At 40.1% G+C, this 17,137-nt stretch carries 15 protein-coding genes; 3 read left to right on the top strand and 12 right to left on the bottom strand.

What is annotated here, in order from left to right:
• Positions 1-7 precede the first annotated feature (7 nt).
• The 5 genes from N773_RS0116610 to N773_RS0116590 form a co-directional block, all read right to left on the bottom strand.
• The gene (locus tag N773_RS0116610) at positions 8-1,480 is read right to left on the bottom strand and encodes a hypothetical protein (RefSeq protein WP_024858847.1); all 1,473 of its coding nucleotides are present in this window, start codon (positions 1,478-1,480) and stop codon (positions 8-10) included.
• Positions 1,481-1,493: 13 nt separating this feature from the next.
• On the bottom strand, positions 1,494-2,045 hold the full coding sequence (locus tag N773_RS21450; RefSeq protein WP_024858846.1) for a hypothetical protein: 552 nt from the start codon (positions 2,043-2,045) through the stop codon (positions 1,494-1,496).
• A gap of 843 nt (positions 2,046-2,888) precedes the next feature.
• Positions 2,889-3,515 (bottom strand): hypothetical protein, encoded by a 627-nt coding sequence (locus tag N773_RS0116600; protein WP_024858845.1) that lies wholly within the window; start codon positions 3,513-3,515, stop codon positions 2,889-2,891.
• 14 nt (positions 3,516-3,529) lie between these two features.
• Positions 3,530-5,251: a VWA domain-containing protein gene (locus N773_RS0116595; protein WP_024858844.1), complete on the bottom strand. Its 1,722-nt coding sequence runs from the start codon at positions 5,249-5,251 to the stop codon at positions 3,530-3,532.
• 24 nt (positions 5,252-5,275) lie between these two features.
• Positions 5,276-6,058: a hypothetical protein gene (locus N773_RS0116590; protein WP_024858843.1), complete on the bottom strand. Its 783-nt coding sequence runs from the start codon at positions 6,056-6,058 to the stop codon at positions 5,276-5,278.
• A 398-nt stretch (positions 6,059-6,456) separates the two neighbouring features.
• On the opposite strand from N773_RS0116590, the gene N773_RS22320 reads away from it, so the two are divergent.
• Positions 6,457-6,618: a hypothetical protein gene (locus N773_RS22320; protein ID WP_155250914.1), complete on the top strand. Its 162-nt coding sequence runs from the start codon at positions 6,457-6,459 to the stop codon at positions 6,616-6,618.
• A gap of 74 nt (positions 6,619-6,692) precedes the next feature.
• Positions 6,693-6,887: a hypothetical protein gene (locus N773_RS0116585; RefSeq protein ID WP_051454302.1), complete on the top strand. Its 195-nt coding sequence runs from the start codon at positions 6,693-6,695 to the stop codon at positions 6,885-6,887.
• 95 nt (positions 6,888-6,982) lie between these two features.
• On the opposite strand, the gene N773_RS0116580 is transcribed toward N773_RS0116585, so the two are convergent.
• From N773_RS0116580 to N773_RS21440, 3 genes are all read right to left on the bottom strand, one after another.
• Positions 6,983-7,426, bottom strand: coding sequence for an Hsp20/alpha crystallin family protein (locus N773_RS0116580; RefSeq protein ID WP_024858841.1), 444 nt, complete (start codon positions 7,424-7,426; stop codon positions 6,983-6,985).
• Positions 7,427-7,811: 385 nt separating this feature from the next.
• A complete protein-coding gene (locus N773_RS21445) occupies positions 7,812-9,428 on the bottom strand; it encodes a BspA family leucine-rich repeat surface protein (protein WP_024858840.1) in 1,617 nt (538 codons plus the stop codon).
• A gap of 283 nt (positions 9,429-9,711) precedes the next feature.
• On the bottom strand, positions 9,712-11,184 hold the full coding sequence (locus tag N773_RS21440; RefSeq protein ID WP_024858839.1) for a BspA family leucine-rich repeat surface protein: 1,473 nt from the start codon (positions 11,182-11,184) through the stop codon (positions 9,712-9,714).
• 494 nt (positions 11,185-11,678) lie between these two features.
• On the opposite strand from N773_RS21440, the gene N773_RS22980 reads away from it, so the two are divergent.
• A complete protein-coding gene (locus N773_RS22980; protein ID WP_196231652.1) occupies positions 11,679-11,807 on the top strand; it encodes a transposase domain-containing protein in 129 nt (42 codons plus the stop codon).
• Between the two features lie 274 nt (positions 11,808-12,081).
• Here N773_RS22980 and N773_RS0116560 read toward each other — a convergent pair whose 3' ends face one another.
• Genes N773_RS0116560 through N773_RS0116545 form a run of 4 tightly spaced genes read right to left on the bottom strand, consistent with a single transcriptional unit; the run spans position 12,082 to position 16,995 of the window.
• Positions 12,082-12,903: an ABC transporter permease gene (locus N773_RS0116560; RefSeq protein WP_024858838.1), complete on the bottom strand. Its 822-nt coding sequence runs from the start codon at positions 12,901-12,903 to the stop codon at positions 12,082-12,084.
• A 21-nt stretch (positions 12,904-12,924) separates the two neighbouring features.
• Positions 12,925-13,731 carry an ABC transporter permease subunit gene (locus N773_RS0116555; RefSeq protein WP_024858837.1) on the bottom strand — a complete coding sequence of 269 codons (807 nt, stop codon included), beginning with the start codon at positions 13,729-13,731 and terminating at the stop codon, positions 12,925-12,927.
• Complete coding sequence (locus N773_RS0116550; protein ID WP_024858836.1) at positions 13,728-14,639, bottom strand: ABC transporter ATP-binding protein; 912 nt, start codon at positions 14,637-14,639, stop codon at positions 13,728-13,730. Before N773_RS0116550 ends, N773_RS0116555 begins: the two co-directional genes overlap by 4 nt.
• A 58-nt stretch (positions 14,640-14,697) precedes the next feature.
• Positions 14,698-16,995 (bottom strand): peptidase domain-containing ABC transporter, encoded by a 2,298-nt coding sequence (locus N773_RS0116545; protein WP_024858835.1) that lies wholly within the window; start codon positions 16,993-16,995, stop codon positions 14,698-14,700.
• Between the last annotated feature and the right edge of the window lie 142 nt (positions 16,996-17,137).

Here is a 17,137-nt window from a genome sequence, read left to right as displayed (position 1 = left end):
TCCTAAATCATGATAGTGATACGTTAAACGTAACTGTACCTGTGTAATCGCCCGCATATTTTGGCTCCTGATCAGGTTCGTTGAATTTAAGCTCTATATAGCGGACATTTCCCGTGTCGTCCGCACCGTCAACATGAAGTATCTCGTCATTGTCCTTGACATCGAGCGAGGTAGTGTCATCCTCGATATTGTTCAGCCTTTTCCTGCCCGAAATGGTGTAGGTCAGCGCGTCCTCGCCCTGTGTTACCTTGAAACAGCCGTCATCACCGATGATAGATACCCGCACTTTCTGTTTGGACACTCCATCGGGATAATCCACGCTCACATTGTAGTAAACATCGTCCCCCAGCGTGACCTCCGCGGGGATAGTTACGGTGTAGGCGGGAGAAGGGGGAGGCGAGATAGTAACATCTATGCTTTTCTCACATATACATACAGAGCCTGATGTTACCCTATACCATACGGTATATTCGCCTGCGTCTACTGCCACAGGGATATTTTCGGAATAATTCTGTCTGTCAAGACTATATTCCATTGTTCCCGAAGAAGTCGAGCCTCTTTCGATAAGTTCCTGTTCACTGCCGTCATAAATAAGCTCGGATTTTGCAACAGGAGCTGTCACAGTCACCTCATTTAGTGTAAGACCGCCTGAATAGGAAAACGAGTTAGAGTTAGTATTCGCTTCAGCTGTCGTATAGAAATCGGAAACAACAGCTGTGCCCGATTGATACATAAATCCTACGGGGTGAAATGAACCTGTATATGTTCCAGTGAATGCACATCTTGTGGCAGTCAGCTTTCCGTTAGGTCCGCCCCAGCCTATAAAACCGCCCGAATAGCTTGTGCCTGACACCTTTCCGCTGAAAGAGCAGTCTGTCAGCGATACATCAGCCGCAAAGCTGTGACCGACCATTCCGCCGAGATGTGTCTGACCGCTGATCTCTGCATTAACAGTCACATTCTCTACGGTCAAAGTTCCCGAAGGAACGCCCACAAGTCCGGAAGAATGAATACCGCCCACAACTTTACCTTCAACTATCAGATTCTTGATAGTGGCATTTGTTACGCCGCAGAACGGAGCAGCGCCGTGAGTCGAGGTACTGTTGATATCAAGAGTAAGAACATAACCGTCTCCGTCGAATGTTCCCGAAAACGGCTTCGGAATAGCACTTGCATCTCCGCTTCCCCCATGATTATTTCGTCCTATCATGGTAGTAACGGTAATATCTGAGGTGAGCTTGAAATACGTGTCTGCGTAGCTTGTTCCGCTGTTGACGTCATTTGCAAGAGCGTTCCAATCATCAGCCGAGTTTATCAGATAAGGACTTGCTTCGCTGCCGTCGCCCTCAAAATCCTCCGCACTCACCGTAATTACAGTATCTAACAGCTTAAAATCACCAAGCGGCAATCCTCCTGCCGAGGTCGTCATCACAGCCGCCGCGCAAAGCATGGCTATGAGCTTCTTTCTTTTAACCTGCATTTTATCAACTCCTTTACTTAGCTATCAGTACCGTCTCGACGTTAGCACCGTTGAGAGGTGTTTCACCGTCGAGGGATATTGTCGATATTTTTATCACCGCGGGATATTCGCCCGCCGCAAGGGACTTTGTCAGGTGAACATCGTAGATGCAGTCACCCGGCTGAACGTATTTCGACTCAAAGATAGTTTCATCGGTATCCTTGAGGGCTATAACGAACTTGAAGTAGCAGGGGTTGCCCTCGGGGTTCATCAGTGCCATTGTGACGTCCTGAGTGTCCTTGGCTATGCTGATACTCGGATATCCGGGTATCTTGATACCTTCGGCAGCACCGCCGTTGTCCTTTGGTTTTTCGCCTGTGTATTCGCCTGCATTTTCGTCAAGCTCGATAATATTCGCTTTTGAAGTTGTATCCTGCTGTGTGGGTTTTGTATCACCAATTCTATCCGAGTTTTTCCTGCTCAGATTTATCCCCAGCACGATCCCTCCCGCTATAAGCAGTACGATCACCGCTGCCATTACGACCAGCTGTTTTTTTGTTAGTGTTATGCCTTGTTTTTCATTCATAATGATCTACCTCCCGACAATAAAAGCGCACCCTTTTGGAAAACACTTATCCCCAAGAGTACGCGTCTATCAGTATAGTATTAAATTGAAAAGGGGCGCAGTTATGCCATGTCTGTCGATCTCTCTATCTATCTGATAGTAATGATTCCGCATGGATTTTTCAACTCCTTTTTCGGATAATTAACATCCAGTTCATGTATTTATTTTATCATAATTTAACCATTATGTCAAGTTTGTATTAATATAATTTGAATTTATAACATAAAATTTGAGCATAATGGCAAAAAACAAGTTCTAAGTTGGGCAAAGTGCGAGACGAAAAAGGAAAAATCAGGCATTTGCGTTATACAGATGCCTGATCAGTCAGTTTGTTTTTTTCGATGCTTTATCATGGACAAAATACGGTATCTGTCCTTGACAGGATACGTTCACTTTTGGATGACAATTTGGAGGAGCGGTGACACTCAGGGTGAAAGAGAAAGTGGGTATCAGGGCGATCTTCTTTTTGATTTTCTTTTTATAGAGAATTGTTTTTATCTATTATGGATTGTTTCGTAATATACAGGAAAAATAGTAGTGGTTGATTTTTATTCTGCATGATTTTTTTCACCTTCTTTTTATTATGAGGGAATGGAAGTTCGGAGAGATGTGATGAGGATGTACGGTTCTTCAGCATATAAATAATGGGGCTGTTGCAGCCCCTTTTTATATCCTTACTTGCACATTGTCTGAAATGTTTCTTTTGGCATCACACAAAGATTGGAACTTTGTGTGTGGGAAACACGAGCAGTCGTTTTAGTGTGCAATAATAACCCCCGAAGCATATTTGTCTCGGGGGTGGTACTATTTAATATCAGATAAAATATTTTTCAGCATAGCGAATTGTTTCTTGAAATTTCCCGAAGATATCTCACCTGTCGTGGGCACATTACCTGCTGCGCCAATGTTTCTTCCGAATTTTTGCTTAGCGAGATACACGGCGATATTCAGTGATATCTCGGTTACCATGAGCACTGTGTCCACGCGCTCGCAGACGGCTTTATGCTCGTCAATGGTGCTCTTCATCAGCATAGCCATGTTTTCTGTGACAGCTGCCTGCCTTATGTATTCCTCGTCGCGCTCACTTTCGAGGATTGCGCGGAAGCTGTCATATGCTTCGCAGAATTCGCTGTAAAAGCGGTTTACTGTAACACTGCTGTTGTGAAGTATCTTTCTGTTGCGGGCAAGTTTTTCCATAACCGCCTGAAATGCGGGGTAAGCTTCATCGAACCTGTTCCAGTAGCTGTTTATTTTCAGTCGTTCAAGCCCGCCCTTGTCAAAATCAATTTTCGATGGGTCAAGCTTTTCTATCAGCGTACTGAGTTCAGCAAGGTCATTCGTGACACTCATAAGAACAGAATTTCCGCCTGCCATGTCCATCAGACGTTTCTGCGCTGTGTTTACAGCTGCCGCCATTTTTTCATCGTACATTCTGTTTCTCCTGCTTACAGATTTGCATTGAACAGGTTTTTCAGCTGATAGATTACATCGTCAGTATCAGCGTTTATCGTAGCCGCTTCGTTCATCTCGGATATAGCTTTCAGCTCATCGAGGTCAGCATTGTAGCCGATGGTGTAAATCGGTATCTGAGAAGCTGTAACAGCACCGTTGATATCACTCATACCTGCGCCGATATTATACTGACCATCGCTAAGCAGGAATACCATAGGCGAAACATTCGGGTTCTGTGCCATGAATTCTCTCAGCATTATCACAGCCTGAGAAAGTGCGGAATAAGTTGCCGTATTACCCGATGCAGTAAGGGAATCAACTGCGCCCATGAAATAAGCCTGCTGATTGATATCGAACTGACCTATCTCCAACTCCACGTTCACGCCGCTTGAATAAGATACAACGCCGATATAGTTGGTGGAGTTTATATACTTTATACTGTTGCTCAGTGACATTTTCAGCGAGTTTATAGGTTTGCCCGACATTGAGCCAGAGCAATCAAGAACAAACACTGCTGCTATGGGCTTGCTGGTGTTCTTGTTCTTTTTCCAGAGTTTCTGTATCTGCATCCAGTTGCTTCCGCTTATATTGTCAAGACCGCCCTTGTAATCTTCAAGACCATTGAAGCCGTATTCAGTAGCTTTTTTCTTTGCGCTGTCAGATGAACAGAACTCAGCGAACTCCTGAAGAGCCGAAAGCTTTTCGCTGCTGATATCGCCAACAGCAACGAGAGGATTGTCATGTCTCATGCCGAAGGGGATAAATTTATAATTGTTTGTAAGAGCAACGTCCTGAGTGTAGGACTGATATTCCATCATCATGCAGTCGAAAGTTCCGCTTTCGGCAGCTGTTCTCATTTGCAGTGTATTATACGCGACAAATGGTACGTTATCCTGAAATGACTGGAATCCCTTTACAGCATCTGCGCTCAGAGGATTGCTTTCGTCAAAACTGGTGAGCATAGCAGCCAGGAAGTTCAGTCCCGTTGTGGATACAAAGGGATTTGTATAGCCTGTAGTTATAGTTCCGTTTACGGTAGCATCAACTATAGCCTTGATATCCACAGTGCCGTACTCGGATTCAAGTGATGAATAAGTGGTAGGGTCTATGAGTATGCCTGCCGCATTTCCTACAGTCCTGTCGGTGATGGTCTGTGTCTTTATGCCCTTGTCACTCAGTATACTGCACCAGATATTAGCCGAGGGCGATATAGCATCAGGGGTGTAAACACCTGCCGCGATATAGTCTATCTGTGTACCCGAGGATATGGAGCGCAGTCTTATGCCAACGCTTTTACCGTTTACCTCTGCGTTCGAGGAATTGAATTCCTCTGCCATTTCAGTCATCCAGCCGTCAGTGCCTGTGCCTGCCTTTTCGGGTGAAGAGAATATCTCCACCACGATATCCTTGCCGTAAGGCTCAACGCCTACGGGGTAGGTATTGTCGATATCGGGAAGTTCCTCAGCCGCATATGTATCATCGAAAGAAACTGTGCCTTTGGGCGCGTAGTTCCTTGTAACATTGACTTTCTCAGCGTTATTTTTCAGATTCTTGTCGATATCTTCAGCACTAAGGATCTTATTTCCGTTCTTGTCAGTGTCATTTTCCTTTGATTTTTTAGAGCCGTTTGATGACACTGCGGCTATTATAACTATAATGATACCTATAACAACTACAACAGCGCCCAGCACAGCCGGTTTCATCTTTTTTGTCATTTTGCACTCAACCTTTCATATGGTTCATTCCTCAAGACTTCTGTAATCCGAGGTCGTATCTATCAGCTTCTGCATATCTGCAAGAGGTGCTTCGGATATCTCGTCAAGGCACACCAGTTCATGTATCAGGCAATCGAATTTGGTGTTTATCTCCTCAAGCCTTTCTGCCCTGGTGCTTACCTCATCGATATACTGTCTGCACATATTGTCGTTTTCATCCTGTGACCACTGACGGTAATCGAAAACGCACACCCTTTTCTTTATAGCTCTTGCATTTGATGCCGACACTTTAAGTACATCATCCAGAACCGATACATAGTTCTGATAGGTGATATCTGCGGGATTGAAAGAATCCGAAAGCATACGCAAAGTCTGGTCATACTTCGTTGTTATGCCCTGAATGCTCTCCTGAATGCGTGTGCCAAGCTCGGTCTGCCTGAATGGGTTGTGATAGCTGAAAGCACTCTTATCAACACTTCCGAGGTCTGAATTTATCAGCATAGCTATCTTTGGGTCGCCGCTGACATTCTTGAGACCGTAGAATTCATATATCCTGAACCACTCCGCGAGGTCACGGTACTTCTCATAGGGTGTCTGCTGTGCGGGAAGCCCTGGTCCTGTGGGTTTTGTTCCCTGTGTCAGCGAATAGATGTACATTCCGTAAGCACCTGTCAGCGCGAGCATAAGTATTATGCCCAGCACTTTCATAGCACCGCCGCGTGCGAATATCCCGATAGCCCCGGGGGCAGCCAGCAATATCAGCGAAAGCAGATATACTATGCTTACTATTATATGTTTAGGTTTCAAATGTTTCACCGCTTTTCTGTGTTAATACATTATAACTTTTTATATTATAACATTTTTAATAAACAATGTCAATATGGATTTTCCATGTAAAAGGGGAGGTGAGATTTGCAATAGCTTGTGAAAGAACTCGTAACTTATATATACATTTACAAGGTTTTAACTGAGACTGTACCGTACGTGTGTTGAATCAATTCAAATAAGATGATTTTTTATGGTTCATTTAGAGCCTTCTTTAATCAATTTACATGAATGTGAATTTGGGGTGGATTACTTTGTGGTTTCTGTCCTAAATAAATTATATTATGTAAGTATAGCAATTGTTAAAATATACATTATATAGTTGTAATGCTTGACTTTTAACACAACATATATTATAATTCTATCAAACGAACGAGAGTGTGACAATTACCGTTCATGTTGGTATCAACCAGAGGTTCTATCTTTGGGTAATAAGCTATGGTGACGGTATTGAGCTGCTGTCTCCCGTGAAAACTCGCAGTGAGTATCTTGCTGAGGTAAGAAAAATGCTCGGTGCATATCCTGAGTTCAATGTGAAATAATAGCGCATCGGTTCTTGACACTCCCATTCCGCTGTTATATAATATTACAAGTGTGTTTTTAGGAGGTCATAGCAATGATAGATGAAGTAACAGCCGGAGCAAAGGTCAAGCTCAGAGAGAAGATAAGCGACAGCGTTCCCATAGGCAGTATTGCCACGGTCTTATACATCGACGACCTCGACAATGTTTTCATAGAATGGGTGAGCAACGGACGGCTGACCTCATTCTCCAAAAAGAATTTCAAGAGCCTGTTTGATATGGCAGGATAATGATTCATTCAAATCACATAAAAACAAACTCCCCGGAACTGCTCATACGAACAGCTCCGGGGAGCATCATTTTGGGATCATAACTTAGCGAGGTATTATCCCTCAATTGCAATATACTTGTGATTCTCCAGCTTCTTAGGCTCTGCCTTCGGAACGCAGATGTTCAAAACACCGTCCTCAAACTTCGCCTTCACATCGGCTTCTGTAACAGTATCTCCGATATAGAAGCTCCTCTGCATTGCGCCTGCGTAACGCTCCTGACGGATCAGCTTGCCCTTCTCAGTTTTTTCGTCCTTGTCAAGTCCCTTTGCGGCACTGACAGTCAGATAACCGTTCTGAAGCTCAAGATTGATCTGATCTTTCTTGAAGCCCGGCAGGTCGATCACGATCTCATAGTGATCATCATGCTCATGAACATCAGTCTTCATGACCTGAGCGGCGTGTTTACCGTACAGCTCCTTCTCCACGTCTCTGCTAAAATCAGGGAATCTGAAGAAATCATCGAATAAGTTTTCACCGAAAATGCTTGGATACAACATAGGTCAGTCCTCCTTTTTTACTCGTCACATTGTTTCCATTGCTTCGAGCAAGGGGACGGAGGGTTCAGCACCCGGATCCTTTGGTGCTTCTCTGTTCCTTTGTTCTGACTATATTATAGCACTCTTGATTAGCACTGTCAAGGGGAGAGTGCTAATTTTCACACAGGTTTCATATTTTTTGACAAGAATGTCACATTGGGTTGTGAGCAATAATAATCTGCCAATTAACCTTTTGACCGCAGTATGGTATAATTATCCTATACCCTGCTATACCGATACATTGGTGGGGTAGGTGATGGAAGTTTGACGGTAAAAAAACGGATATCCGCCCAACAAGGACGGTCTATCCGTTTTGTGTTCTGTAGATTTTACTGGTGCTAGCCTGTCACTTTACAGTAACAGTAACAGCGTTTTTGATAGCTTCATCAGTTCTCCACACACCGTTTACCTCAGCCGCAATAGCTACTTTGTAAGTTCTGCCGGGGGTAAGGTTCTTGGGTGTGGTGTAGGAAGTTTTAGTGATATACCGTTTAATAACTTTCCACTTGCCCGAAAGATATACAGCTACAGCGTACTCATCTGTGCCTTTTACCTCATCCCATGTAAATCTTATCTGGTGGTACTGTTTGCTGTATTCTACCTTGATGTTTAAGGAAAGATTTGCGGAGTTGCCTGCGTTAGCACGTATGTAGGTGTTTTTGCCTGCGTTTTCGATAACTGCATACTCTCCGTCACCGCTGACAACTGTCTTTGGGGCTTTAGCGTTTGCCCAGCCGCCGCCGTTGGGAAGCTCTGCGCCCTCTGCTATGTTTTTGATATTCTTACCGAGAGTCAGCTTTTTAAGGTTATTACATTCGCTGAACATATAAGTCATACGTATGATCTTGCTTGTGTCAAATCCGCTTATATCAAGTGTGGTAAGATTTGAACAGTTTTGGAAGATACCGTCGAAATACAGAACTTTGGCTGTATTAAATCCGCTAAGATCAAGCGAGGTCAGCCCGGAACAACGACTGAACATATGCTCTATGGTGATGGTATTTTTTGTATCAAATCCTCTTACATCAATTGATCTAAGACCGGAACACCCCAAGAACATACCGCTCAAATAACGAACATTGCTTGTATCAAATCCGCTTACATCAAGTAATGTAAGACCCGAACAACCGCGGAACATATAATACATATCTGTGACCTTGCTTGTATCAAATCCACTTACATCCAGTGAGGTCAGACCGGAACAATTCAAAAACATTTCACGCATACTTGTGGAACGGCTAGTATCAAATCCTCTTACATCAAGCGAAGTAAGCTTGGAACAGCCGGAGAACAAACCACTCATATCTGTTATATTTCTCGTATCAAATCTGCTAACATCAAGTGAAGTAAGTTTGGAACAGCCGGAGAACAAACCACCCATATTTGTTATATTTCTCGTATCAAATCCGGTCACATTGAGCGCAGTCAGGCTTGAACAGTTATGGAACATTTCCTTCATATTTGTAACATTGCTTGTATCAAATCCGCTTACATCAAGTGAGGTTAATTTTGCACAATTCCAGAACATCAAGCTCATATCTGTTACTTTGCTTGTGTCAAATCCACTTATGTCAAGCGAAGTCAGAGACGAACAACAAAGGAACATTCTGCTCATATTTGTAACATTGCTTGTATCAGCTTTTGAAAGGTCCATAGATGTACAATTTTTATAGTAGCTGAATAATGAATCACTTTTTTCAGGAAAGATCGCTCCCTTTTCGGCTATAACAGTTTTTACACTATCTTTATATCTATTGCTGAAAGTATTAAATTTTGATCTGTCGATCTCACCTTTCAGTGTGAGCACGCGGGTTGTTTCGTTATAAGAATAGCAATCTGTTACAAGTGCAACATTTGCTGCCTGAGCGGTTATGCTCTGTGTTATAACAGGTGAGCCATAGCTGACAGTTCCTGCCACCATACAAAGTGACATCACTACTGCTAAAACTTTTTTTAACTTCATATTTATGTCCTCCTGAATTCTAGTGCCGAAACGGCAATATATCAATATTTTCCCAAGATATGATAGCACACATAACCATCAATGTCAATAATATCGATCCGTTTTCTTGACCATTCGTCAATTTTCTATAAGAGGAAATATTATTAATTTATACTATTGACGGAAAGTGAAGGCGTGTAATAATCACCATTGATTAAAAATCGTTGCACACAAAAACGGATAGCCGTCCGAAATGGACAGTCTATCCGTTTTGCTTTCGTGATATTTTACCGGTGCAAACCTATTACTTTATGGTGACAGTCACAGCATTCTTTATAGCGTTTGCAGTATCCCATTTTCCGTCAACTCTGGCAGCGATAGCAACTTTGTAAGTCGTGTCGGGGGTCATGCTTTTGGGAGTAGTGTAAGAAGTATCGGTAATGCCCTTATCCTGAACCTTCCACTTTCCGGCAAGGTATACAGCTATAGCGTATCTGTCAGCGCCTTCAACTTCTTTCCATGAGAATCTTACCTGGTGAGATTTCAGGTTATATTCTTGGCTGTATTCAACTTTGATGTTGGTAGGATAGGTGGGAGTATAGGTTATATAGGTATTCTTCCCGTTATTCTTGATAACTGCAAATTTTTCGTCACCGCTTACTATTCTTGTAGGAGCTTTCATATTTACCCAGACTTTGCTGTTGGGAAGTTGTGCTTTTTTGAGAACATTTTTGAAATTCTCACCAAGAGTAAGGGACTCCAGTTTATTACAAGAACTGAACATACAACTAGAACTGGACAAATCAGACTTTTCTGTAACCTTGCTTGTATCAAAACCACTTAAGTCAAGTGATGTCAATTCACCGCAGCCATAAAACATATAACTGATATCTCTAACATTGCTTGTATCAAAAGAGCTTAAATCCAGTGTGGTTAGTTTGAAACAATCACCAAACATATGATACATATCTTTAACTTTACTTGTATCAAAATTGCTAAGATCAAGTGCAGTCAGGCTATGACACCAAGAAAACATATCGCTCATCTTTGTAACTTTGCTCGTATCAAATCCACTTACATCAAGCGATGTCAAGCTTTTACAGGAACTGAACATACCGTTCATATCTGTAACCATGCTTGTATCAAATGCAGTAACATCAATTGAAGTCAATTTGAAACAGCCACCAAACATACTACTCATATCTTTAACTCTGCTTGTATCAAATTTGCTTACATCAAGTGATATCAATTCGTTACAGCCATCGAACATATCTCTCATATCTGTAACTGCGCTTGTATCAAATCCGCTTACATCAAGCGATGTCAAACTTTTACAGTAACAGAACATCTCGTCCATATATGTAACTTTACTTGTATCAAATCCACTTACATTGAGCGATTTAAGCTTGCAACAGTTATCGAACATTCTGCTCATATTTGTAACATTGCTTGTATCTGCATTTGAAAGATCGATAGAAGAACAATTTGTATAATTACGAAAAAGAAGGCTGCTGTCTTTAGGAAGAACTGTACCTTTTTCAGCTATGACAGATTTAACACGATAGCCATACTTATTGTTAAATTTACGCAAAGTAGCACCATCAACAGTACCGCTAAGCGTAAGCCTGCCTGTTGTTTGGTTAAATGAAAAACCGTTTGTTGCTGAATCGTCTGCCTGTGCGGTTATGCTCTGTGTTATAACAGGCGCACCATAGCTGACAGTTCCTGCCACCATACAAAGTGACATCACTACTGCTAAAACTTTTTTTAACTTCATATTTATGTCCTCCTGAATTCTAGTGCCGAAACGGCAATATATCAATGTTTTCCAAAGATATGATAGCACACATAACCATCAATGTCAATAATATCGTTCCGTTTTTCTTGACCATTCGTCAATTTTTATATTAGAAAATATTATTAGTTTATACTATTGACGGAAAGTGAAACTAAGATAACCGTCAAATAAACAGAGTATATGAAAAGAAAATGTACTATTAGGAAATATAATGAAGTATTCAGGAAAAATAATAAGCGAATGATTTTAGATTGCAAGTATATATAAATTCATAAGTGAAAATTATATATAGTTGTTTTTTGAATGATGAGAAATAAGGAAAGGGTAAATGATGTGTCTGTGGATAATGAGGTGGATGAGAGAATGAGCTCAAAGGGATAAAAGAAGAAAAGGATGATAATGGGGATGGCATCAACCGAAAGAATTTCCTTTTTAGCGACACGGAAAAAGGAGCCGCTGCAAGTGCAGCAGTTATGAGCATCATCGAAACAGCAAAAAGAAATGAGCTTGATGTCTATGGGTATATGCTCTATCTGCTGACCGTCCTGCCCAAGTGGGGGGCGGATCCAACTGAAACACAGCTTAAATCGGTAATGCCTTAGAGCATGGCACTTCCATCATACTGTAAGCAAACTTACAGTGAGGTAAAGTAATTGGCTGTAAAGTAGAGTTACAGCCGTTGGTAGAGAAGTATAGTAACCGGTAGTAAAGTACAAGTAGATGGCTCTAATGATCAAAGCCGAGGTTTCATTGGAAGCCTCAGCTTTTCTCTTTAGGGGCTGGGTTTGGTTGGCGCTTACAATGCAAATCACAAAAGCAGCAGAATTCAAAAAGAATACTGCTGCTTTTCACTATTTACTTCATATTGTTTTTCATCTATTTCAGATCTCTGTTTTTCATTACTATTATCCCAAGTGTTAGAACCGCGCATAATGTTAACAGGCAACACAATATGCAGGCAGTATGATAATTATTCCACTCTACCATATTTGATTTTATGAGACCATTCGGATCTATTGATAATAACATCAATGCTTTTTTATCTGACTGCAGATCTTTTCCGTGATACATGATAACATTATACATTTTGTTTTCAACATACTGGCTTGCTAATATATTCAATCCCAAAGCAATCGCAAGCGCAGGTACTCTTCTTGCTGTTACTATCATGCATAAAAGAGAGATACCCACAAATGTAGCTATAGCAACTACTGCAGAAATGTTTAGATGTATACACAGATCCAGGGAACTTTTTACACTTTCTGAGGTTATATGATAAAATTCCAGTCCGAACCTTACGAGGCAGTAGCTCAAACCTAAAACTTCGCTTGCAATATGTATCAGCATTGCCCCGACATAAGATGTAATAAAATAGCCTAGGAATATTTTAAACCTTGAATGACCTGCCAGAATTTTATTTCGCAATGCACCCGAAGAATAATCATCGCCTACGCAAAGTATTGTTACTGCAATGATTATATACGAAATATACCATAAGTGAGCTAAATAGGTCGATATTTCCATAAAGCTCCAGCCCATCCAATAATCGCTGTTTTTTCCGTGAACTTTATGCAATACGAGCAACGAATCACTTGCAACAGCATTATAGATGTTAAAAAAAGACATTAGCAAAAGGCAGATCCAATAAACTTTGCTGTGAAATAACTTATAGAAATTTGCTTTTAATAATTTTGACATGTAATTTTAGCCCTCCGATGTTTACTTCATATCCTTTTTTACAAATACAATATAACCAATAACACAGAAAAATGCCATTGTGATCATGCACCAGCCGCAGGAAGGCTGGATAGCAGTTCTCAAATCAATTGCCTTATCAACAGGATCAACGAACCATCCACAGTAAAATGATGGAAGAAGCGAGTCTATAATAATGTATAGTTTATGTGAGAACTCACTTATCTCACTATCATCAAGTCTGGCATATACACTTAAATTTGCAGAATAGCATAGACATATTATCAAATCACCCAAAATTGCAGCTACCATACCTATAATACGATTTCCTGCGGCTACAATACAGAACAATGTTAATACACAAAGTGCTGCAGCAGGTGCAAGTGAACGTACCAACATGGATACGAAAGTGAGAAAATACCCGTCATATCCATATAAAGTACAGCATATACCATAACAAACTACCGTACAGATAATATGTACTAAAAAACATTCAACAATACTTGTCAGCAGATAGCCCGTATACAATTGTATACGAGAATAACCTGCCACGAGTTTGTTACGTATAGCTCCCGATGAATATTCATCTCCTATAATCATACCAATCAGCAAAACTGCGATAAATACAAAAGAAGAAAGATGTGTAAAACATGTTTCAGGGCATTGAATAACAGACCATTTGTCATATATCGATTCTTTTACCCTACCTGAATACTCCTCGTTTTTTGTAATCATTGTCATGATATTTATAAACGGCATCAGAAGCAAAGTCAACCAAAATGACCAGCTGTGGAACATCTTGTAAAAATTTGTTTTCATAAGCTTTATCATGATTTGCTGCCTCCGATAAGCGAAATGAAAAAGCTTTCAAGATCCTCATCGTTTTCATTAACCGATATTATATCGCATCCTGATGGCATTAGTGCTTTTGTAAGCTGTGATATATTGGGCCTGCCAAATATATCAACATTATGCTCGTCTGTGATCTTATATTCAAAGCCCATATTATCCAGTACAGAAGAAAGACAGGATGAATCCGTTACCTCTATATGTGTTGATCTGCGGCATTCTTTTTCAAGTTCTTCAGCACTCATTTCACGGATAAGTTTCCCATTATCAATAAAACCATAGTGTGTGGCAAGTCTTGAAAGCTCGTCGAGAATATGCGAAGATATGAGAACAGTTATCCCTTTCTCACGATTAAGCTTGATTATCAACTCTCTCATTTCAATGATCCCCTGAGGATCAAGTCCGTTTATTGGCTCGTCCAGTATCAGCATATCAGGAGCTCCACACAAAGCAACAGCGATACCTAGTCGTTGTTTCATACCAAGCGAGAAATTACGTGCTGTTTTTTTGCCTGTATTTTCAAGCCCGACCAATTTCAGAAGATCAGGTATACTTTTGTAGTCTGACAGACCTAAAGTCATATACTGCATTTTCAAGTTTTCATAAGCAGTAAGTCCCGGGTATATTGAAGGAGTTTCCACAACAGCACCTATGCGCTTACGCTGTTCCAGTATCTTTTTGTCATTATTCTTGACTCCGTATATTTCAAAACTTCCCGAAGTTGGCTTCTGCAAGCCACAAATAAGACGAATAAGCGTAGTTTTACCTGCACCGTTTTTTCCCACAAATCCATAAATCGAGCCTTTAGGTACATTCATAATAAAGCCATCAAGAGCAGTATACCCTCTGTATTTTTTTTCAAGTGATTCAGCTTTCAAAACATATTCCATATCGGTCTTTCATTTCCTTTCGTCTGCCAAATAAGAGTTGAGTGTTACGACAATTTATTCAACCCCATATTTGCGAGTAATAACCATTTTGTGCCAATAATTGATCGTGCTTACCCTCTTCGACAATCCTTCCATCTTTAACAACACATATATTATCACAATTCATTACAGTTTTAAGTCTGTGTGCGATTATCAGAATGGTAATATCTTTGGGTAACGAGTCAATTATATCTCGGATCATCTTTTCAGATATCGTATCAAGATTACTTGTTGCTTCGTCCATGATCAGTATATCAGGTTTTCTTATCAAAGCTCTGGCAATTGCAAGTCTTTGTCTTTGTCCGCCGGAGAGATTCTTTCCGTTTTCTTCAATTTTGGTGTTATAACCCATTGGCAGTTTTTCAGCAAAAGAATCTATGCCACATTTCTTGCATATATCCACAACATCTTCATCAGATGCATTCGGATTACCTATTTTTATATTATTCATGATAGTATCCGCAAATAATGATGTTGTTTGCGAAATGTATGAAATATGTTTCCTAAGTTCTATGGGCGAATAATCATTGATCGGTATATTTCCGATAGTGACCTCTCCGGTTTCGACTTCATGAAAAGCCATTAACAGCTTTGCAATAGTAGTTTTACCGCTTCCGCTTTCACCCACAAGTGCAGTTTTCGTCCCTGCTTTACATGTTAATGATAACTCTTTCAAAACAGGTTCACGATTTCCATAGCTGAAAACTACTTTGTCAAAAATGATATCTTCTTTCAGATTATGTGGAGAACGTTTATCATTATTTTCTTTTTCTGCATCCAGAATATCATTAAGTCTTTCTGCTGCAACCATAGCAGTTTGTATCGTTGGCTGTAGATTGACAAGATTTCCAACAGGCTGTAAAAAATAACCCATCATATAATAAAATACCAGCAGATCCGATAGCATCAGTTGACCTTTGATGCATAAATTTGCTCCCGTCCAAAGAAGTAATACCATGCTTATAGATGATACCATTGTCATTATTGATCCGAGTATAGTTCCCATAACATTTCCCCTTACGCCATGATCCAATTGCTCACCATACAATGCTCTAACCTTTTTCTTTACAGGGATCATATAATTATATGATTTGATAGTCTCTATACCGTCGATAGTTTCTTTCAAATACGAAGTTACGATACTGTCAGATTCCATCATTTTATAATTTACGTCGGATAAAGGTTTTCTGAATGCCAGAAGAATTATTGTGTAAACAAAGATAGTAATACACGTAATAAGAAAAAGCTTAGGACTTAACCAACAGAGAAATAATCCTGATGCAACTGCCATCATACTGTCTAAAATAATAGTCAGTGTAGCGTTACTAATGGCTGATTTTATATAGGCAGTATCTTTAAATCGCGACATATACTCGCCGGTATTTCTATTACCATAAAACCCTGCCGGAAGATCTATCAAATGATCGTAGAACTCCATTGTAAGAGGAAATTCTACATATTTTGACATTTTAGCCATGGCTTTACCGCGAATAATATCAAGTATCATTTTCAGTATATACAATAGAATCGCTGTGATACATACTGATTTTAATGATGGCATTATTTTGGATATAAGACTATCGATCTTTCCATCAGCCACAAGGTTCCGATCTGCCGAAGGAATATCCTGGGATAAATGATCACTATTCTCTTTGTTAGATATTACACCGGCTTCATATTCCTGACCGTTTCGTTCATCTTCAATTTGTTTGGTTATAACTGTATGTTGTGACTCTTTTACAACATAATTGAATACAAAAGAACCGGTCACGTTTATTATTGACATTATCAAAGATAAAACACATACACAGGTAACAAGCTTTTTTTGTTTTATAATATATTTAAAGAACTTTCTGAACGATCCTTTTCTTTCATTACCTGTATGAAACTTTTCAGTTTTTTCAAATGTAACGATTTGACCGAGCCAACATTGTTTAAACAATTCTAACGTTACAGTGCTTTTTCTTTGACATCCAGGATCGCTGATCAAATAAGAATTCTTTTTGATTTTCCAGACTACAACATAGTGTTCATATCCATATTCATTGATTATTCTCGCTACAAAAGGAAATTTCACTTCGCCTGATATTATACCGTCATTAAGTTCTTCAAAACTGCCTCCGAGTCCTTCTCCATTCAAGCCTATCTTTTGGGCTCCATCAACCAATCCATATACGTTTGCTCCTATATTGTCAACTTTGATAAGCGACCTTGCTTTTGCAATCGGAATCTTTAATCCATGAAATTCAGATATCATACAAAGACAGGCCGCGCCGCAATCTTTTTCATCATGTTGCTTTATATGGGGATATTTCATTCTAATTGCTCACTTTCAAAGAACACTAATTATATATTTTTAATATGATGGACTGCTGTCAGAAAAAATATCTGACAGCAGTCCATACATCATCGCTGTGTCGATCGGATATTTATGAATTTAAACTATATACTATCCGTAG

Source organism: Ruminococcus albus AD2013, assembly GCF_000526775.1.
GTDB classification, from domain to species: domain Bacteria; phylum Bacillota; class Clostridia; order Oscillospirales; family Ruminococcaceae; genus Hominimerdicola; species Hominimerdicola alba_A.
This window is presented reverse-complemented; position numbering and strand designations above follow the sequence as displayed.